This window comes from Crateriforma conspicua, assembly GCF_007752935.1.
Lineage (GTDB): Bacteria > Planctomycetota > Planctomycetia > Pirellulales > Pirellulaceae > Crateriforma > Crateriforma conspicua.
Map to the genome: position 1 here is coordinate 1,550,431 of NZ_CP036319.1, position 20,663 is coordinate 1,571,093.

The 20,663-nt window shown below is 56.6% G+C and carries 16 protein-coding genes; 9 read left to right on the forward strand and 7 right to left on the reverse strand.

Going from position 1 to position 20,663, the window contains the following annotated elements; genetic code table 11:
* From Mal65_RS05700 to Mal65_RS05725, 6 genes are all read left to right on the forward strand, one after another.
* Positions 1 to 2,214: a serine/threonine-protein kinase gene (locus Mal65_RS05700; protein WP_145294684.1), complete on the forward strand. Its 2,214-nt coding sequence runs from the start codon at positions 1 to 3 to the stop codon at positions 2,212 to 2,214.
* 68 nt (positions 2,215 to 2,282) lie between these two features.
* Positions 2,283 to 2,840: an ECF-type sigma factor gene (locus tag Mal65_RS05705; protein WP_145294687.1), complete on the forward strand. Its 558-nt coding sequence runs from the start codon at positions 2,283 to 2,285 to the stop codon at positions 2,838 to 2,840.
* Positions 2,841 to 3,046: 206 nt separating this feature from the next.
* Complete coding sequence (locus Mal65_RS05710) at positions 3,047 to 3,913, forward strand: DUF4437 domain-containing protein (protein WP_196784600.1); 867 nt, start codon at positions 3,047 to 3,049, stop codon at positions 3,911 to 3,913.
* A gap of 65 nt (positions 3,914 to 3,978) precedes the next feature.
* Positions 3,979 to 4,767 (forward strand): SDR family oxidoreductase, encoded by a 789-nt coding sequence (locus Mal65_RS05715; RefSeq protein WP_145294690.1) that lies wholly within the window; start codon positions 3,979 to 3,981, stop codon positions 4,765 to 4,767.
* 31 nt (positions 4,768 to 4,798) lie between these two features.
* A complete protein-coding gene (locus Mal65_RS05720) occupies positions 4,799 to 5,773 on the forward strand; it encodes a sulfite exporter TauE/SafE family protein (RefSeq protein WP_165701093.1) in 975 nt (324 codons plus the stop codon).
* 190 nt (positions 5,774 to 5,963) lie between these two features.
* Positions 5,964 to 7,196 carry an SHD1 domain-containing protein gene (locus tag Mal65_RS05725; RefSeq protein WP_231131290.1) on the forward strand — a complete coding sequence of 411 codons (1,233 nt, stop codon included), beginning with the start codon at positions 5,964 to 5,966 and terminating at the stop codon, positions 7,194 to 7,196.
* 71 nt (positions 7,197 to 7,267) lie between these two features.
* On the opposite strand, the gene Mal65_RS05730 is transcribed toward Mal65_RS05725, so the two are convergent.
* The 3 genes from Mal65_RS05730 to Mal65_RS05740 form a co-directional block, all read right to left on the reverse strand.
* The gene (locus tag Mal65_RS05730; protein ID WP_145294699.1) at positions 7,268 to 8,050 is read right to left on the reverse strand and encodes a hypothetical protein; all 783 of its coding nucleotides are present in this window, start codon (positions 8,048 to 8,050) and stop codon (positions 7,268 to 7,270) included.
* 212 nt (positions 8,051 to 8,262) lie between these two features.
* Positions 8,263 to 9,255, reverse strand: a complete 993-nt coding sequence (locus Mal65_RS05735) for an alpha/beta hydrolase (protein WP_145294701.1) — start codon at positions 9,253 to 9,255, stop codon at positions 8,263 to 8,265.
* A 211-nt stretch (positions 9,256 to 9,466) separates the two neighbouring features.
* Positions 9,467 to 9,664 (reverse strand): hypothetical protein, encoded by a 198-nt coding sequence (locus tag Mal65_RS05740; protein ID WP_145294704.1) that lies wholly within the window; start codon positions 9,662 to 9,664, stop codon positions 9,467 to 9,469.
* A gap of 63 nt (positions 9,665 to 9,727) precedes the next feature.
* On the opposite strand from Mal65_RS05740, the gene Mal65_RS05745 reads away from it, so the two are divergent.
* Together Mal65_RS05745 and Mal65_RS05750 are read left to right on the forward strand one after the other, a co-directional pair.
* Positions 9,728 to 12,412, forward strand: coding sequence for a carbohydrate binding domain-containing protein (locus Mal65_RS05745; protein WP_145294707.1), 2,685 nt, complete (start codon positions 9,728 to 9,730; stop codon positions 12,410 to 12,412).
* A 122-nt stretch (positions 12,413 to 12,534) separates the two neighbouring features.
* Entirely contained in the window at positions 12,535 to 15,075 is a 2,541-nt protein-coding gene (locus Mal65_RS05750) for a right-handed parallel beta-helix repeat-containing protein (protein ID WP_145294710.1), read from the forward strand.
* Between the two features lie 25 nt (positions 15,076 to 15,100).
* Here the strand turns inward: Mal65_RS05750 and Mal65_RS05755 are convergent, their stop codons facing one another.
* From Mal65_RS05755 to Mal65_RS05765, 3 genes are all read right to left on the reverse strand, one after another.
* Positions 15,101 to 16,024, reverse strand: coding sequence for a CobW family GTP-binding protein (locus Mal65_RS05755; protein ID WP_165701095.1), 924 nt, complete (start codon positions 16,022 to 16,024; stop codon positions 15,101 to 15,103).
* Positions 16,021 to 17,673, reverse strand: a complete 1,653-nt coding sequence (locus Mal65_RS05760) for a uroporphyrinogen decarboxylase family protein (protein WP_165701096.1) — start codon at positions 17,671 to 17,673, stop codon at positions 16,021 to 16,023. Before Mal65_RS05760 ends, Mal65_RS05755 begins: the two co-directional genes overlap by 4 nt.
* Positions 17,674 to 17,878: 205 nt before the next feature.
* Positions 17,879 to 18,598, reverse strand: a complete 720-nt coding sequence (locus tag Mal65_RS05765; protein ID WP_165701097.1) for a vitamin B12 dependent-methionine synthase activation domain-containing protein — start codon at positions 18,596 to 18,598, stop codon at positions 17,879 to 17,881.
* A 117-nt stretch (positions 18,599 to 18,715) separates the two neighbouring features.
* On the opposite strand from Mal65_RS05765, the gene Mal65_RS05770 reads away from it, so the two are divergent.
* Positions 18,716 to 19,366 carry a cobalamin B12-binding domain-containing protein gene (locus Mal65_RS05770; RefSeq protein WP_145294720.1) on the forward strand — a complete coding sequence of 217 codons (651 nt, stop codon included), beginning with the start codon at positions 18,716 to 18,718 and terminating at the stop codon, positions 19,364 to 19,366.
* Here Mal65_RS05770 and Mal65_RS05775 read toward each other — a convergent pair.
* Positions 19,353 to 20,429, reverse strand: a complete 1,077-nt coding sequence (locus Mal65_RS05775) for a uroporphyrinogen decarboxylase family protein (RefSeq protein WP_145294723.1) — start codon at positions 20,427 to 20,429, stop codon at positions 19,353 to 19,355. The genes Mal65_RS05770 and Mal65_RS05775 overlap by 14 nt on opposite strands.
* Between the last annotated feature and the right edge of the window lie 234 nt (positions 20,430 to 20,663).

Consider the following 20,663-nt stretch of genomic DNA (forward strand, 5'->3'; position numbering starts at 1 on the left):
ATGAACACCGAAGAGTCTATTTTTGCCCGGGCGATAGAATTGCCAGAGTCCCAGCGTGCGGACTACTTGCGTCAGGCTTGCCAGGACGATGCGACACTGCGGGGGCGTTTGGAGAAACTGCTTGCCGCCCACGACAACGACGACGGATTTTTGGATCTGGATCCTCGCGAAACCTTGGACCAATCCACCAGTGTCGGCGCCGGCCAGGACATCGGGCCGTATCGCCTGCTGCAAAAGTTGGGCGAAGGCGGATTCGGCGTCGTTTATATGGCCGAGCAACGCCACCCGGTCCGCCGCCAGGTCGCGCTGAAGGTCATCAAGCCGGGGATGGATTCCAAGGCCGTGGTGGCTCGCTTCGAAGCCGAACGTCAAGCCTTGGCGATGATGGACCACCCCAACATCGCCAGTGTTTTTGACGGCGGTGCGGTCGCCGACGGAGACCGCCCGTACTTTGTGATGGAGCTGGTCAAAGGCGTGCCGATTACGGAATTTTGTGACGCCAATGCTCTGTCAACGTCCGAACGTTTGGAGCTTTTCGTTTCCGTCTGCAACGCGGTTCACCACGCGCACCAAAAAGGTGTCATTCACCGCGACATCAAACCGTCCAATGTGATGGTCACGTTGCATGATGGTCGGCCCGTGGTGAAAGTGATCGACTTTGGTGTCGCCAAGGCTTTGCATCAACGGCTGACAGAAAAAACACTGTTCACCCAGTACGGAATGATGGTCGGGACGCCTCAGTACATGAGTCCCGAGCAAGCGGAAATCAGCGGTTTGGATGTCGATACACGCAGTGATGTGTATTCGTTGGCGGTTCTGTTGTACGAACTGATGACCGGTACAACGCCGCTGCAAGCCGAATCGTTGCGTGAAGCGGGTTACCAAGAATTGCAGCGGATGATCCGCGAAGAAGAACCGGTCAAACCGAGCAAACGCTTGAGTTCGTCCGGGCAAAAGCTGACCGTCTTGGCGAAGCATCGCAGCATCAGCCCCGATCGTTTGTCACGCGAAATTCAAGGCGATTTGGATTGGATCGTGATGAAGGGCTTGGAAAAGGACCGCCGTCGCCGCTATGACTCCGCCAGTGGTCTGGCAACCGACATTCGGCGTGCGCTATCCAACGAACCGGTGCTGGCGGGACCACCATCGTTTTCCTATCGCGCAAAGAAATTCCTTGTCCGCCATCGACGCCACGTCGCTTCGGCGGCTTTGTTGGCGATCGTTGTGGCGACCATCGGTTCGGTGGTTTGGTTACAGCAATCCCAGGCACGGGCCGTGCGCGGGCAAGACGAGCATCGTTTGGCCGGTGCGGTTGAACAGGCCGGCACGGCGTTGGCCGCGTTGACAGGAGCATCTCCGGCCGACGAACGCTGGACCGGCGCCCAGTATCTGGCCGATCAGGTGCAATTGTTGGCAACCGAGTCGAATGTCGGCGATGAATCGCTGCAGCAGGCTGATGCGTTTCTACGTCACTATCAATCGATCCAGCAGGACCGCCAGTTTGCTTTGGCGATGGAAAACCTGTTGATCGAACGGGGCACCCGGCGGGATTTGCCGAGTTGGCTGGCAATGGAAGAAGAGTTGCGGCGAATTTTGCGTGACCGTGGATACGACGTCGATCGTGTGCCCGCGCTGCAACTCGGGCGTCGCATGCATGAGGACCCGTCCAGTTTTCAATTGGCGGACGCCTTGGAACTATGGATCGCCGCCCGTCAGCGTGCCGCTGATTTGGGAGGCCCCGAATTGACCGAATCGCAGCGTCGGGATTGGACCGACGCGATGTCGATCGCCGACCCGGATCCGCTGAGGGTTGCGATTCGGAAGGTCATCTATTCACCAGGACCACCCGACGAATCGGCATTGGAAGAGGTGGTTCGGCGTAGCAATCTGGCAAAAAAGTGTCCGCGAAAGCTTTCTTGGCTGGCGGAATCCTATCGGTCGCTTGGCAACGAAGAACGATCCGAAGAAATCCAGCGGTATGCGTTGATGCAGCACCCGGCCGATTTGATGCTGAACTTTGAGTATGCAACGACGCTGATGAACGAAGGTCGATATGAGCACGCCATTCGTTACTACATGCGGTGCACGGCGTTGCGTCCGAATGTTGCCGGCATTTGGAGGAGCTTGGCTGACGCGTTCGTCGCCAGCGGTGAGACCGACGCCGCCAATGATGCGATGAAGATCGCCATCGGTTTGGAACGGGCGTCGTCTTAGCGGTGTATGATTTTCGATCTAAATGTGGACGTTTCGTATCGATCGTCTCGTGGTGAAAGAGCAGTTCGTTGAAACAAATCACTGAGATTCTTGATTCGTTGGAATCGGGCGATGCGACGGCGGCAAGTGATTTACTGCCGTTGGTGTATGACGAACTGCGAAAGCTTGCCGCCGCGAGGCTGATTCAAGAGCGTCCCGATCATTCATTGCAGGCGACGGCCTTGGTCCACGAAGCTTGGATGCGGATCGCAGGCGAAGAAGCCGGCGATCAGAAAAAGTGGAACTCGCGTGGGCACTTCTTTGCCGCCGCCGCCGAAGCGATGCGTCGTATCTTGATCGAACACGCGCGAGCCGCCAAAGCTCAGAAACGTGGTGGCGGGCGAGCCAGAATTGAACTGGATACATGGAATCATCCGGCCGCATCGCAACCCGAAAAGCTAATCGCGTTGGACGAGGCTTTGGAAAAGCTGCAGAACCAGGATCCGGTGAAAGCCGAGTTGGTCAAGTTGAAGTTCTTCGCCGGTTTGACGATCAAGGAATCCGCCGCTGCGTTGGACATATCCACCGCGACGGCGGAACGGTACTGGGCCTACGCGCGGGCCTGGTTGCAGGCCGAAATGCAGTAGAAGGCCCCCGTCGGTCGTCCGCGATCGGGCTGGCATCTTGCAACGTGTGTTGTTGTTGAATCGTGCTGGTTGCCCGCAAGCCCTCGAGGCCTGCAGTTAGGCATATTCTTTCTTTTGATTTTTCTGATGGAATTCGGGTCCGGGTTTCGCACTGAACCGTGAATCGGGGCTCGAAACACGAAACCTGTTCCAACGGAGAAATCACGATGAAGTTGACACCTGGACCACACTTTGCCCGCGTTTGGGCCGCTTTCGGGCTTGCCTGCCTCGCTGCCGGAAACGCGGCGGCCGACGATTCCGGCTCGGCGACGGAGGTCGTCATGGCTTCGGATGTCGTATGGCAGCCCTTGAATCCGGCACGCGGTGACAAAGGTCCCAAAGCCGGAACACTGTGGGGAGATCAGACGAAGGATGGAGCGTCGGGATTCTTGGTCAAGTTTGTTGACGGGTTTTCGTCTCCACCCCACATCCACAACATCACTTATCGCGGTGTTGTCATTGCCGGTGCCTTGCACAACGACGATCCCGATGCCGCACCGATGTGGATGCCGGCGGGATCTTATTGGATGCAACCGGCCGGTGAGGTGCATATCACCGCTGCGCGTGGGGCCAGCGTTGCATTCTTGGAAATCCAGTCGGGACCCTATCTGGTAAAACCGCCGAAAGAATCCTTCGACAACGGGCAGCGGCCGCTCAACCTGGACGCGACCAATCGTGTTTGGCTGGATGCAACTTCCAGCGACTGGATCAACCGTTCTGGCGAAACGAAGAAGCCCGGCGATGGTCCCGAGTTGTCGCTGCTGTGGGGCGATACGACCGAAGGCAATGTTAACGCGTCGTTGTTGCAACTGCCCGGGGGTTTTCACGGTGTGTTGAGCGACGATTCCACCTTTCGTGCCGTGGTCATTCAAGGTGATTTGACGCTTTCGCTTTCGGATCAGCGAGGCGAGCAATCCCTGACACCGGGCAGCTATTTCGGGTCCCACGGTACAGCATCGCACAAGGTGCAAACGGACGACGGTTGCCTGATCTATGTCCGCAACGAAGGCGGCTTTGAAGTGGCATCACGCTGATATGCCGGGATAAGCAACGACCGAAGCGATCCGTTCATCCAAGTCTCCAAAGGATTCGAAATACCATGCCCGATAACATTCGAAACCAAACTCTATTGATCACTGGTGCCAACCGAGGCATCGGCAAAGAAATTTTGGACCAAGTGATTCGGCGTGACGCGAAGAAGGTTTACGCCGCCGTGCGTGACCCTCGATCCGTTGCACCTTTGATTGCCCAGCACGGCGAACGTGTCGTGGCTGTCCGCGTGGATCTGAACGATCCCAACAGCATCATCGAAGCGGCGGGCGTCGCAAAGGATGTTGATATCGTGATCAACAGCGCGGGAATCATGAAGATGAAGTCGGCGTTGGAGCCTGATGCCATCGATGCACTGCAGGCGGAGATCGAAATCAATGTCTATGGATTGATGCGTGTGGCCCAAGCATTCGCACCCGTTCTGAATCAGAACGGCGGCGGAGTCTTTGTCCAACTGAACAGTGTCGCGTCGGTCAAAGCGTCCGCGAACTTTGCGACGTACTGCGCGTCGAAAGCGGCCAGTTACTCAATCACCCAAGGGCTGCGAGACTTGTTGAGCCGACAAGGCACGCGGGTGATCAGTGCTCACCCCGGTCCGACGCAAACGGACATGGGAGCGTCGGCGGGATTCGGAGACTTTGCGACCCCGGTATCCCAGGTCGCCGATGCCATTTTGGATGCGATTGATGGCGAAGCGTTTCATGCGTGGGTCGGGCCTTTGGCACAAATGGTCAGCCGCTCTTATCAAGCCTTCGTCGACAACGTGATCGATGGCGATATGCAAGCGATTCGCGCTCAAGCCTTCGGTATCGACGAACAGCAAAACGTATCCAACTGATTTTCATGAACAACTTCTTTGCATGAACACCATGACAAGTATTTTCCGAACGCTGCTCGCACTGGTGATGGTGATGATCGCAACGTGCGGCGCTACCGCATTGCAGGCGGACGATCCGACGTCGGCCGGGACATTAATGACGACCAGCGCGGTGTCCGGTGAGGCCGGCATTTCAGATCCGATGGACAATGCAGATCCGAATGGCATCGGCCATGGGTGGGCGATGCTGATCGCGGTTGTTGCGTTGATTGCTTTTGCGGCAGGTTTCGTGCACAGCGGGATCGGATTCGGGTTCGGCATCGTTGCCATCGGCTTGATGCCGCTGGTCATTGATGCACGCCAAACGCATTTGTTGGTCAGCCTTTGTGCGGTGCCGGTTCAAATGGGAACCGTTTGGGCGTATCGAAAAGGAGTTGTCTGGCGTCCGCTACTTTTTGCTTTGGCCGGTGCTCTGGTCGGTTTGCCTTTGGGGCTGTGGCTGTTCCATTCGATCAACCTTGATTGGCTAACGCGGGGAACCGGCGTCGCATTGCTTCTGATGATCGGGTACTCGTTTCACAATCGAAAAGCGTCGCGGAATCGTGCGGACTTGGCAGTACAAGAATCGGCCGACGGATCATCGGACGTTGCGAGTGATCGGAAGGATGCCGGGGGAGCGACCGGAATCGGCGTGGCGTCAGGTTTCCTAATGGGGGCGGTCACCATGCCTGGACCGCCTGTTGTCGCGTATGCACTGCAGAGGGATTGGGACCAGGAACAATTCAAGGCATTTGTGAACCAGTTTCTGTTGGCCCTGTCGGTTTTCAAAATTCTTGGGCTGCTGGTTTCCACCGAGATCAGCCGTCAGTCAACGATCGAAGCGCTGTTGTTGATTCCTGCCGCGTTGCTTGGGATTGCGGTTGGTAAACGATTCAGCACCCGCCTTTCCGCCGGTGGATTTCGAAGCATGGTGGCGGCCGGCTTGGCATTCGTCGCGGTGTTATTGATCGCCAAAGGTGCGGGATGAGCGACCGCAGTCTACCAAGTGAGGGGGCCTCGCATTACTATTGAGGGGGCCTCCGGCGACTCAGTGATGGCCGGGGTTTCTCATGCGATCAAAAGACAGGGCCATGCAAATGAGCTTCAGCGGTGGACGAACAGCAGGACATTGCGTTTGTCCAATTCTTATGTGCTTGTTGTCGCTGTGCCATTCGGCGGTGAGAGCTGATGAATTGCATGTTTGGCGCGACAGCACCGGAAAGTTTTCGGTCACGGCGACGCTTGTATCAAGCGATGGTGAATCGGTTCAGTTGCGGACCGAAGCGGGCAAGGAAATCCGGGTTCCAATCAAACGGTTGAGCGCCGGCGATCAACGGTACCTGAAAACCATTGCGGGCAAGTCGGCCAATTCCGAGTCTTCGTCCGATGCGTCGGGCAAAACGTTGGCCGATGATCCCGCGGCCATCGAACAGCAAATTCTGAGGACGCTGCATGGAAAGGCGGTTGCCGTTTCAGCCGACGACACGTTGGCGGATTTCTTTTCACGTCTGCCCTGCCCCGTTTACGTCGATGTTCTTGCTTTGAATCGAAGCGGAGTGACGGAGCGGCAGAAAATCAGCACGGTCCCCAAGGGGGCAACCATTGCGGAGCAACTGTATGCGATCTTGAAGCCGCTGGAGATGACGTGGCAGGCGCGCCGAACGATGTTGGTCATCGGAAGCGGTAAGAGACGTGACGGCCTGTTGCAAACGGCGGTCTACTTCACCGGATCGAATGATTCCGCCAATATTGTCAAACGGTTTTCCGGTTTGGAACCGTCGTCCTGGGAATCAATGGGCGGACCGGGAAGCATTTCGATTCTGGGGCCTCGTGCCATCGTTCGTCAGTCGGGGCTTGTGCATCACATGATTCAAACACGGTTGCCGGTGCGGCCGATTCCCACGCGGTATTTACATCCGTTGGATCAACAGATGATCGACGTGGTGGGGCCGATCGTGTCGCTGACGCAATTCGCCGACAGTCTAGGCCCGCAAATCGGTCGATCGCCCCGTGTTGACATCGACGCACTGTCTGCCATTGGAATGTCGGCGGATGTCAAGATCAGGACCGGTGTCGATCGCTGTTCTGCAAAAGATGCATTGGACGTGTTCCTGGCATCGGTTGGATGCACATGGTTTGAACAAGACGACACGTTGACGATCACTACCCAAGAGGCCGCCGAGAAATCCATGCAAGACAGTCAATTCAGCCTGCAAGCTTTTGGAGCGGGAACGAATGTGCGATCGTTGCTGCAAGTCATTCACACAACGGTGGCTCCGGAGCAGTGGGAAGCGTTGGGCGGTAAATGTCAAATTTCGCCCGTTGGTTCACGTGGCCTAAGCGTCTCCGCCAATCAACCGGTGCTGCGTGAACTAATGCAATTGTCCGCAACGCTAAGGGGCGCCCAGTAAGCCTTTCGGCATTCGTCTGTGGCGACCAAACAGGCCTGATGGTGCGTGGTCAGTGAATCTTGAGAGGCGAACTAATGCGATGCAACTTCCGTTGCCGTTCGTTCGTGTAAGGACGCCGCGTCAGCCATCGATTCGGTGGATGTCGATTCAACGTGACCGATGGATTCACGGAGTCGACGTAAATCAGCGATACGATTCTGCAGACGATCAATCTCTTCATCGATCGCTGCCAAATTTCGTGTTTCAACAGGAGTCGTCAAGTCTTCGTTGGACCGATCAAGTCTGCTGATTCGGTGCAGAATCGGCACCGCCAAACTGAAGGCTCCGATCGCAATCGATATCGCGGCAATGAGACGCCAGATTCCGGGCGAATCGACTTCGGCAAGGATCACACCACACAGCAACAAAGCAAACCCGAACACCACTTGGGTTCCAATGAATCGAATCCAATCGAAACGCCGGGCCAGTTTGGCGATGGACAGCAGGCACACATGCACCGTCGCGACGCCGAGGATCACGACGCAGATCGTTGCTTTCCAAAACTCGGTCGAATCGACTTCGCCCCAAATGCCGATCAACAACAATCCCGCTGCCAGAATCGACAACCCCATGCCCGAACGGGGCAACAGATTCAGGCCTTTGGGGATCCGCGACAGGTCACAAGCCAGACCACACAGACTGGCCACCGCAACGACCACCGTGGTCAGCATCACTTGGACTTCGAACCAGCCCCACGTGTCGCGTAAGACGAATGTGATCCCCAAAACAGCGCCCACGATGATCGATCCGATCAGTCCCCAAAGAAAAACTTTGGCCGAGAGCGTTTTCTTGTCAAAGATTCGGCTGGGCATCATTCGGCTTCCGGATTGAGTTGGCGATGCGATTTGGCGCCCCTGGAATCTAGATCCCGTCGCGACGGGAGGGCAGCGCAAAAACACGGTCAAAACGAGAACGGCGGTGAATCAACGCGTCCATTTTGACGTCGTCCATGGTTCCCAATCGCCCTTCGCCTTGAATGAACACGGCACATCGACGTCAAAGACGGCGACAGATCATCGCCCGCGGGCTATCGATTGTTGGATCTTTTTGGGGTTTCTTGGTCAACCGGAAGCTGCAATTCATCCACCAGGAATTGATAAACCGTGTGGATCATCGGCTTGCCGTCGATCATTCCGTCCCACGCCGAATGTCCGCGTCCCTGTAACGGACAGAGCTTCAGTCTGGCCTTGTAATTCTTTTCCAAATCGATCGCATGACTGTACGGGACGCGTTGGTCTTCCGTTCCATGAATGATCAGCATGGGTGCATCTTGCGTGTCCCATCGACTGTGTCCGTCAAAACGTTGCAGTGAATCGACCAATAGGCCCGATCCCCAATGGTTGACAACCGCCTGCACCCGAGATGATTGATCCAGATGGCTACTTTCCAGCAGCGGACTTTCCACCGGATTGTCCAGAAGTTCATCGCGGTAGTCCTGTTCGTCGGACGCGCCCAACGCCACCGAAATGTAGGCTCCGGCTGATCCGCCATAAGCGACGATGCGATCGGGATGAATACGGTATCGATCCGCGTTGGCTCGAATCCATCGCACCGCCATCTTGGCATCTCGTGTCGCCGCATACGTCGGACGATTGTCGGGCCAGCCGTCGGGCGCGATCGCCCGATCACCGCTCAGGCGATAATTGATAGAGAAACAAACCCAGCCACGACGGGCGAAATACTCCGCTGCGTTGACCATGGACCGCATCAACGAATCGCCCGTCCAAAACCCTCCGCCATGGATCAGCACGACGACTGGACGTCTGTGGGACTGCCCATCATCAGGTTGGTAGATGTCCAGCGTCAGATTCCGCGGAAAGCAACGCGTGGGGTCCGCCGGGTGATAGACCATGCCTTGGCCGTATGGCTGACCTCGCGTCACCTGGACCTGGTAAATCGCGTCTCGCGAAACCGGCCCCAACGATTCGGTGGCGGCGAAAGCGGTTGGTGTGCCCGGTCCACTGGGCTGATCACATCGCCCCCATTGGACGATGATGCACAGCAAGAGCGGGGTAAGCATCCATCGATTCAATCGCACATCAATTTCCTTTCGCGATGTTGGTTCGGAACGTCGCCTGCATTCAGGCAACGATGATTCACAGCGGTTGTGCCGCCGGCGGCAACGTCCGGTACCGTGTGGAAAAACAGTGCTGCACTGTCAGCAATCGCTGGCCGACGGCGCAGTACCCAAGCTCTGGCGAACATCGCTATACCGATGAAGCGTTGTCCAATCAGTGTTGCTGCAGAAACCGAGTCATGCCGTATTTCTTGGCGATGGTTTCACGCACTTCCGGAGGCCGCGACATCATGTACTTTTTCCACCCAGGGCACCAGTTCGTGTGCCATCGCCATAGACGTCCGAGCAGCGAAGTCGGGTTGGCATCGTACTTGGCACGCAGTCGGCATTTCTCGCAATTCGGAACAGACATCTTCGTTAACCTCTGCGGTAAAGTGGTCGCTTAAGCATCTAGGTCAATAACGATTCATTTTCGATGTTTGCCGGTTCGTCGTCCAGCAATTTGGCCGACGATCGCCTGCGACTTGGCCTGCGCCGCCAAGCATCCTCCGTTGAGTTTGGAATCATGTTCTTGCGACATTTTCGATCGGTTTCGCTTTTCGCCGTCATTGCTGCGTCTTTGACAGCGTCTATTTGCCGCGGGCAGTCGTTCCAAGACGATCGATTTCCGTTTGTCATTTCCGGCTTTGACGCGGAGGAATCGGCAACCGATTTTTCGATGCTTTCACCAACGCCTGCTGGTGACGATGGATTCGTGCGAATCGTCGACGGGCACTTCGCAACCGAATCGGGGCGGCTAAAGATTTGGGGCGTCAATCTGTGTTTCGGTGCCATCTTTCCAACGCATGAAGATGCCGATCGCGTTGCGGCCCACTTGGCAAAGATCGGCATCAACGGGGTACGCATCCATCACCACGAAACATCGGCGTCGCCACGAGGTCTGTTCACCGAAGACGGTCGCTGGGATCCCCAGCAAGTCGATCGGCTGGACTATTTTCTAGCCAAACTTCATGACCATGGAATCTATGCGAATCTGAATTTGCATGTGGGACGCTCGGTCAGCCGTCAACTGGGGATGCCATCGCTGGGAAGCGAGCACTATTTGATGCACGACAAGCACGCGTTGCACTTTCAACCGGAGATTCAAGACGCGTTTTGGAGATTTTGTCGCGAATACCTGGGGCATGTGAATCCGTATCGCAAACTTCGGCGGGCGGATGATCCCGCGATCGCCATGATCGAGATTGCCAATGAGAACAAGTTTTCCTTGGCAGGGCCTGGCGCACTGCTGAATGCACCGGAGCCCTATCGTTCCGCTTTGATGGACCAGTGGAATCAATGGCTGATCCAAAAGTATGGACAAACCGGAACGCTTCGGAACGCCTGGGCCAGTGAAGGGGCAGCGCCGTCACGTGTTTTGGTTGATTCGCAGGCGTGGGCCGATGGCGACATTTCGCCTTGGAATCTATCGGACAACAACGGGAAATCGCCGATCCGTGCGGTGGTGCGAATGGACGGTGACGATGCCGTGTTGCGTCTGGTGCCCCAAGCGGTCGCGGCACAAGGGTGGCACCAGCAACTGACCGGCAAGACTTTTGGTGTGACCAAGGACAGCTTTTATCGGCTGACGTTTCAGGCACGGTCCGATCAGCCACGCAGTGTCGGTATGAACGTTGCCAAGACGATCGAGGGCGAATGGACACCGCTGGGGTTGGTTCAAGGATTGAACGTTCGCCAGGACTGGGACGACTTTCAGTTTCGTTTTCAGGCACCCCAGACGGTCGACGAAGGCGTGCGATTGTCGTTCGACTTGGGCGGCGAAAAGACTGCGATCGAACTGAAGAACGTTCGCCTGGTGCAGGGTAGCGGTTCGGTGTCGGTACCCCAGGGGCAATCGCTGGAAAAGGCGAACGTTGATCTGCCCAAGTTTGATTGGTCGCTGCAGTCGCGTCGTGACTTTCGTCAGTTCATGTTGGATCTGGAGAAACGCTTCTACAACGAAGCCAAGCAATTGCTTCGCGAAGAAATTGGCGTCCGAGTTCCGATCACGACCACGCAAGCCAATTACCAACCACCTGAGATTACGGCAACGATTGCCGACTTTGCTGATATGCATGCGTATTGGCACCATCCAATTTTTCCCGGCCGACCTTGGGATGGAAGCAACTGGACGGTTCAAAACGAAACAATGGTCGCGTTTCCATTTCATAATCAATGGCCGCGAAACAACTTGCTGATGCGGACGGCCTGGCGGATGCACGACAAACCGTTCACGTTCAGCGAATGGAACGCCGGCGAACCTGGCTTTTTCGCCGCGGATGCGATCCCCGCGGCGGCGATGATCGCCAGTCTTCAGGATTGGGACGCGGTGTTTTTCTTTAACTATCACAGTTCCAACGGCCGTTGGGACACCGATGCGATCCTGGGCTACTTTGATCTGAACGGCCAACCCACCAAGATCGCACTGACCGCGGCGTTTGCGAATCTGTATCGACGCGGGGATCTTTCGCCGCTGGAGGAACCCGTTGCCGTTTCGGCCGACAATGCGGATCGTGGAGGCGCGTTGGCGATGCAATATCGCGTCGGCATGACGGTTGATCCGGACGCACACCGTGCGGCCGCCGTTCCGTCCGCCCAGGATTTGCAGCGTCCGGAACGCAAACGCTTGGCGACGCCCGATGGCTCGGTGCGTTGGGATGCACGCAGCGCTTCATCCGCACATGTGTTGATCGATACGCCAAAGACACGATGTGCTTGGGGTTTGGTCGGTGGGCAAGCTTACAAGATCGGGACCTGGGACTTGCAGTTCGGTGAAACCGAGCGTGACTACGCCGTCTTGGTGGCAACCAGTCGTGATGACCGGCCTTTGGAATCGTCGTCCTCCATTCTGTTGACCGTTGTTGCCAACGGCGAAAATCAAAACATGGGGTGGAACGACGATCGCACGACGGTGGGCCAGGATTGGGGCCACGGCCCGACGGTTGTCAACGGCGTTCCCGCGGTGCTGTCGATTCCCGCTGATCAAACAGCCAGACGTTTGTACGCATTGGATGCCAAGGGCCGCCGAGTGCGAACGATCTCAGGCAAGTCGTCGGGAACGATGCTCCGATTCGAGATCGGACCGCAATACAAAACACTGTTTTACGAGCTTTCCGAGTGATGTCGTTTCCAAAGCATCCGGTTCGCCACAACAACGACGTTGGGAAACCAATCATGTGCGCGACAGCGAAGCCCGGGATAAAATCCCACAGTAAGACGTCGATTGCAGTCGGCGTCGTTTTGATGGGCTGTTTGTTGGGGCCCCGTGCAGTCGCACAGTCGGTGCTTCGGGTCTCCCCAGACGGGCCGCTGCGATCGGTCGCTGATGCCAGGGATGAAATCCGTCGACAACGTGGTCGAACGCCCGATCAAGCATTCCGAGTTCTGATCGCCGACGGGGTTTATTCGATTGAACAGCCCATCGTGTTTGGTCACGGCGATGGCAACGTTGTCTACGAAGCCGACACCGGTGCCAAGCCGATCGTCTCGGCGGGCCGACGGATCACCAGTCGTTGGACCCAAGGCGCCAACGGTGTCTGGTCGACGAATGTCCCTCGCGACTGGCACTTCGAACAGCTTTGGGTCAACGGAAGTCGTGCGACGCGAGCCAGGGAACCCGATCAGTTCTTTTATTACCTGTTGCGAGTCGATCAAGAACCCGAGGACCAAAAGGGTCGATTTCGACAAACGTTACATGGACGCCCGGGTGAAACCGAGGGGCTGGCCGGATTGACCGCTGAAGAGATTCGGCGCGTCCAGTTCGTAGCGTTTCACAAGTGGGATACAACGCGACGCTATCTGGATCATGCCGACCCGATGGCCGGCCGTCTGGTTTCCAGCGGACGCGAAATGAAGTCGTGGAATCCGCTCACGCACAATACGGGTTACCAATTGGAAAACTATCTGGCCGCTTTGGACCAGCCGGGGGAATGGTTTCTGTCGCCCGATGGTGTTCTCAGCTATCTGCCTCGCAAAGGCGAAGTGATGGGGGACGCCGAGGTGATCGCTCCGGTTTGCGAACAGATATTGATCATCCAGGGAGACCCCGCGAATGACCGAACCGTTCGCGACTTGGAATTCAAAGGGATCACTTTTCAAAACAGCGGATGGACATCGCCGCCCGAAGGATTCGAGCCGTCACAAGCGGCATCGCCGATCGAAGCCGCCGTCCAAGTCGATGGTGCCCATGGTATCGCCTTTCGTAATTGTGAAATTGGCCATGTCGGTGGCTACGGTATCTGGTTCCGTCGGGGCTGTCGCGATGGATTGGTTCAGCGATGTTTGATCCAGGACTTGGGTGCCGGAGGTGTTCGAATCGGTGAAACCGTGATCGCATCCAATGAATCGGAACAAACCAGTCACATCACCGTCGATAACAACATTGTCTTTGATGGCGGGCACACCTTTCCATGTGCCGTTGGGATATGGATCGGACAAAGCGGTGACAACCAGGTCACACACAATGAGATTGCCGATTTCTATTACACGGGGATCTCCGTCGGATGGCGTTGGGGCTATGCGGAAAGTCTGGCGAAACGCAACCAGATTCGAATGAACCATATCCATCATTTGGGCCAAGGTTATCTAAGCGACATGGGCGGTATCTATACATTGGGGCCGTCCGAAGGGACCGTGCTTAGCGGTAACGTCATCCATGACATTGAATCATGGGGATACGGCGGTTGGGGCTTGTACAACGACGAAGGCAGTTCCGACATTTTGCTAGAAAACAATTTGGTCTATCGCACCAAATCAGGCGGATACCACCAGCACTACGGACGCGACAATCGGATTCGCAATAATATCTTTGCGTTTGGCCGCGAGTATCAAGTCCGACGCAGCAAGGTTGAAAATCATCGGTCATTCACCTTCGAGCAAAATATCGTGTTGTTCGAATCGGGTGACCTGTTCCATGGCCAATGGGGCGACGACAAAGTCACCGTGCAACAAAACCTGTATTGGAATTCCAGCGGCCAAGTCGACATCACGCCAGGTGATCGTAGTAAGACGTCGGTTGTCGCAGACCCGCGATTTGTGGACCCGCAGAATGACGATTTTCACTTCGTCGACACCACTGCGGCCAAGCGGATTGGATTTCAACCGTTCGATTGGACCAGGGCGGGTGTGTACGGCGATGAAGAATGGCGAAGTCTTGCCAAGTCATTGCCGATGCCATCGATGGACCAACCGCCGGTGCCGCCGCCGCTGGAATTGCACGAAGATTTCGAAAGTGGAATTCTTCCAATCAAATCTCGGGTCAGTGTCGATGGAAATCTGGGCGGGGTCGCGGTGGTCGACGTCGACCAGGCCCACAGCGGCAAGAAGGTGCTGCGTCTGACGGATACCGCGGGGCAACGTCGGCGGTATTACCCGATGATGGTGGTGTCGCCGCACCATGTCGATGGAATCACACGCTGTCGTTTTTTTGTTCGCTTGGATGATGCCGCTGTTTTTCAGCATGAATGGCGGGATGCGTCACAGCGATATCAGACGGGACCGAGCCTGTGGTTTGAAAACGGCCGACTTCGAACGCCCACGAAGGAATTGATGAAGATTCCCAGTGGACAATGGATCGAAGTCGATGTCATGGCAAAGCTGGGCGACAACGCTGGCACTTGGGCGGTCACCGTCAAAAGCGATGGCGTACCGACGCGGACATTTGACAACCTGCCCATTGTGACCAACTCGTGGAAAACGCTGGACTGGGTGGGCTTCGTCAGCCAAGCCGACGCGGATTCAACGGTCGACATCGACGACTTGGAAATCATATGCGAAGCAAAGTGACATCGGCCGGTGGTTGATGCCTGTTTTATTGCAAGCCAATCGTGACCACTGGAGGAGTGACGGCGGGGTGCAAGGCGGAACGGATTTCGTCGGCGGTGATTTTCCAGCCGATGACGGTCAGGCCGTAACGCGGGTTGTTTGCCGTGTAAGGGCGCTCGGTCAAGCTGTCAAAAACAGATTCCACCAAACGGGGACCATCACCAAAGTTGACGATCCCTTTCATCCGCAGTAGCCGACCCCGAATTTGTTCAAACCCGGTTTGAAACGCCGCTCGGTCAAAATCACGTCCGTTGATCGTACAGGCGACCACCTCGGCTGGCGGTGCCTGCAACGGCGCATCTGTGCAGGGAACGTGATGCAAAGATTCCACAAACGGCCAGCCGAAGTTTTCGCTGCCGAATCGGACCTGCTTTGCACGAGGGTTCAGATCTTTCAAAAGCGATGACAGCTTATCGACTTGATCGGTGTTCAATCCGTTGGACTTGTTGATGACCAATCCGTCAGCCCATATCGCTTGGGATGCAACCGCCTTCAGCGTTGGCAAGACCTTGGTGAAGTTCAGCGCGTCGATGACGCAAACGTTGCAGGCAATTTCAAATTGCTCACGAGTCGCCGGCGTTTCAATGAAGCTGAACAGGTCGCTGGTTTGTGCCATTCCGGTCGCCTCGGTGATCACCAAGTCCGGGCGAACCTGATCCGCGATCGCATGCATCGTCGCTTCGAAGTCCGATCGGATGCAGGCGCAGAACAGGCTGCCGCGGTTCAGTTCAAAGACAGTCCCGGCATCATCGGGAAGTAGTTGCCCGTCGACGCCCAAGTCGCCGAATTCATTGATCAGCAAAGCGATCCGTTTGGATTTCAACTCAGGGCCGGCCAGCCAATGGTTCAATAGCGTTGTCTTGCCCGCCCCGAGACAACCGGTGATTAGATAGACGGGAATCTTATTCATTGCAGCGATTGAACCCATTGCTTGATCGCCATGCTGTCGGGGACACGTTCCGTCGATACGACTTGGTTTCGAGTGGTGACCAACGCCGGCGTTTCATCGGGCTCGACGCCGAAGCGAATGAAATCCAGCGGATCGGTCACCAAATGAACGACCACGTCGGCCCCGGTTTCAAGCACCGCCTGATCCACCGCATCTTTGATCGCAATCGTGTCGCCAGTGTTCTGGCCCAAGATGTGGATTTCGGATTGATGGCGTCGAATGCGAAGTCTTGCCTTCTGATTGATGCGATCTTGGATCGCTGCGGACAGTTCGTCTTTGGGGGGAATCCGTGACACGAACGCGATATCGCCGTCGATACAAATCGTCGGGATGTTTTTGACCGACAGACTGGTCATGAAACGAATCGCTTCGGGCGTTTTGATTTTATGCTCGCGCCAACGAACAATTCCATCAAACTCAGGAGCAATCTTTTCAACGGCTTCCACCATGTACTGACAGGGGGCACATGATTCGGAATCCAATGTGATGATATCGACGATCACATGATCGCCCTGGCCATAACCGGACATGTCAGGGATGTCTTGGACGTCGGCGCTTTCCGACATCGCCATCACGGCTTCTTGGCGATACGTGTCGCGAACCAGTTGACCGACCGCTACCAGGTTTTCTGGCGGCGTTGCATAGGGCAGATCGCATCCGGGGGCCAGCACAAAGCCGGTGTTGTCGCCAACGGCAAGGCATTGCACCGCATTCTTTTCAGCGTCTTCGGGGCTGCCCAGCAACAGGACGGTCGTCAGTTGCAGATTTCCGCCAAAGCTGGCTTGGTTGTCCCGGCAAGTGTCACGGACAAAATCCAGTGGGATGTTTTCGTCGACGCACACGTTGTCCGGCCCACACTGACACATCGCTTCGACGTTCTGTTGTGCGTGCCCACAGACGAAGAAAGAACTGAGGCCGCCAGAGGTCCGAATCGATTCGAACACCGGTTTGGCATAAGGGGTCACGAACTGATGGAATTGGTCGGGACCGATTTGGCTGGTCATGGGATCGACGATGGCGATCACATCACAGCCCGCTTCGATGTAATACCGGCTCATCGCGATCGCGACATCACTGCAGAATTCTAGCAACCGCTGAACCGATTCCGGGTCGTCAAACATCCGCATGAAAATGTCGGTGCCCTGCAGGTGCAACGCCAAAGTGAATGGGCCGGTCACCAGACCGTACAGTGCGGTGTCCGGATGGTCCGCACGCAACCGGCGGGTGGCGTCCAAGACGATGGGGATGCGGCCTTCGTTTGGGCCGGGAACCTTCAATTGATCCAGAGGCGTGTCCTGGGCCAGCGGATGGTCGACAACCGCGGGCGGCGTGTCCGTTGACCAACGCAATTCACAGCCCAACGCCTCGGCTTCGATCTGCAGATCAAACGCCACCGGGATTCCATCGGCTTGGTATCGATCGATTGCCAGGTTGACGCCACGATGCATCAGGTCGGCGGACTTCAGGTATTCGTCCGCACCGACGCCCAACAAGGCACCGGCGTGGCATCCCACGAAGGGAACCCAGGGCGCGCGGTCCGTTCGTTGACCGTTGATCGCGGCATGCACGAGCTCTTTTCCGCCGACCGAAAGATTGGTGCTGGTGCTCATTTGACTCGCCCTTGCTTTGCGTTCTGACCGTCCGCCGTCGCGGTGAAATGGACTCATGCGACACGTGCCGCAACTGTGACATGGCGGCACGAAAATCGATGCCGACTGTGCCACCAATGATCGATGTCAACAGTATGCATGCTGGCGACGGTCCAAAACCCTGAATGGCCGCGATTGGGTGGACCAGATTGTCGCATTCAATTCATCAGCGCCGCATGTTGCAGCTCTTCAGCTCGCAACGGTCACAGGGCGTGCCTTCGATACGGACCAACTCGCTTGGCCCCAAACCGACCAGCCCCGACACCGACTTGATGGGTGTCATCAGACAGCTTTCGTGCAGTCGGACACCCGCGGTTTGGTTGCCGAAGATCGAAAACAGTTTTTGTTGCTCGGTCAACTTCATGCCGCAGTAACCGGGACTGTACGGCAACGTGGCGGCAAAGCCGATGTCAGAAACGGGATCGCAAGCCTGGCGGACCGCTTCGGTCTCCGCTGCTTCGGCTCGTTCGGCGCCCACGGAGTTCACGATCAACGCGGCCAAATCATCGCCCTGTGACAAAAGGTCGCTGGCGAGATCAACGATGCTTGGGCCGGCGGTCGCGATGAAGGCGACGATTAGTTCCGACACCCCCAGAAAACTGCCGATTGCACCCGAGAATTCGATTTCGCCAGACGACGTGTCGACGATCAACGAACGCTTGTCTTTGTGAATGACCGGCAGAACGACATAGACGGCGCGAGGCGACGCGGCCTGTTTGGCTTGGTCGATCCAGTGTTCCAGCATCTCCGCGACGGAACCGCTTGGCGTGTATTCGGCGGGATAGCCCAAGTAGCGCAAGACTTCGGCGACGTCGATCGGTTCGTCGACTTGGGCCACCGTCACCGGTTCCATCTGCAGGAAACGGTGTGGCGATTTGACACTCATGCCATGGTCCGGGCGGTCATTGTTTCGTAGGGAGAACGATGACATGCTATGTTAACAATCCGACACGGTCATGCAGTGAACCTGACCGAAAACGCAAGCAGGTCGAAGGAAATTTTGATGTCCGAATCTGGTGCAAACGGCAGCCCATTGTACGAAGCCATTTTGACCGGCGATGCCGATGGCAGCGTCAAGTTGACGCAGACCGCATTGGCCGACGGCGTCGATCCCAATGACTTGATCAACCAAGACATGATCCCGGCGATGGATGAAGCGGGGCGGCGATTTGAGAAGCGTGAGTTTTATGTCCCTGAATTGTTGATCGCCGCGCGTGCGATGAAGGGGGCGCTGGCATTGATTCGGCCGCTGTTGTCCGAACGTGGCGTTGAACCGGTGGGTCGCGTGGTCATCGGCACCGTCAAAGGCGACTTGCATGACATCGGCAAAGGCTTGGTTGGTTCGATGCTGGAAGGCGGCGGTTTCGAAGTGTTCGATTTGGGCGTCGACGTGGCGGCGGACTCGTTCATTGCCAAAGCGGTTGAACAGAAAGCGGATGTCGTCGCGGTGTCGGCATTGCTGACGACCACAATGACGGCGATGAAGGATGTGGTCACGGCGCTGCGAGAATCCGACATCAGCCAGACGTGCAAGATTATCGTGGGTGGTGCACCGGTGACCCAACAGTTTGCCGATTCCATCGGCGCCGACGGCTACAGCGAAAATGCCAGTGCCGCCGTGACGCTGGTTCGATCGATCGTCACGCCGGCGTAGTTTCGCCGGCGGTCGGATGGATGCTGCGAGCGATGCGGACCATCGCTTGTAAGTTTTCAATCGGCGTGTCGCGGGGAACGATGCATCCGGATCCCAAGATGAAATGATTGCCCCCGCCGACGTTTTCGATGCATCGTCGGGATGCTTCTTCAACGCTTTCCGGTGTGCCCTGCAATAAATCATTGATCGTGTGCACGTTGCCCATCAACGCGACTCGGTCGCCGAGGATCTGTTTGGCGACGGACAGATCCACCATGTTGTCGACTTCCACGATCGCGGCACCCGACTTGGCGTACATGTCCAGCACTCGCGTGCTGTCACCACAAATGTGAAGCAGGCTTCCCGTGATGCCATGATCCCGCCAGGCTTGGAAGACCTTTTGCTCATACGGCAGCGCAAACCTTTCGTAAGTTGATGGCGAAATCATGTCGCATGACGCCAGCGAATCACCGCAGTGAATGATGTCGGCACCGGCGTCCCAGCATGCTTTGCCGAACCGAATCAGTGATTCAGCAGCCACCTCCAGCGCGTGGCGTATCGCGTCTTCGGTTCCCTCGGTCAAACCGGCTTCCAGCATGCCGACTTCATACAGCCAAGTCTGTGATCCGATCAGATACGAAGCCAACGCAAATGGTCCGGTTCCCGGTGATCGGATTGCCACGGAATCGCCCACCGCGGCGCGAACTTGTTTGATGGCGTCGATCATGACCGGCATCCGGCCGTCCCGATACGGATCCAGCGGTTCGATCTTGAACACTTCGTCCAGCGCCTTAGCAGGCGATTCGGTGATCGCCGGCAGTTCATCGCGTTCTCGCGTGGTCTTGCAACCAAAGCCCTCGGCGATGTAGCAGTTGTCCGCGCCGACCGCGATCACATCTTGATCCAACGCTTCGTGCAAAGCCAATTGCGCTTTGGTCATCACATCGGCGTCGGTGTAAAAATCGCGTAACACAACGCCCGAAAAAGCGACCGCAACGTCGTACATGTAGGGGCCAACGGCAACGCAATCGGTTGCCTGGCCACGAATCGAATTTTGGATTCGCTGACGTGACGTCAATTCCATTTTCTGTGCCTAAGGGTTGGGTGGCCACGATCGGTAGGGATGGACGATTGCTTCGGTCCGGCGCCGGAAGCCGATTTTGGGGGCACCCAAGCGAAGCGGGAAAACCGTCAACAGTTTACAGCCAACGGTGAGCGCAACCGGGTTCGCCGTAAAGTCAGTGCGTCAATTTTGCAGACGCGATCGCGACGGCATGCTGTCGGCCGAAGTGAAACGCAATCGGTGTTTGCAAATCCA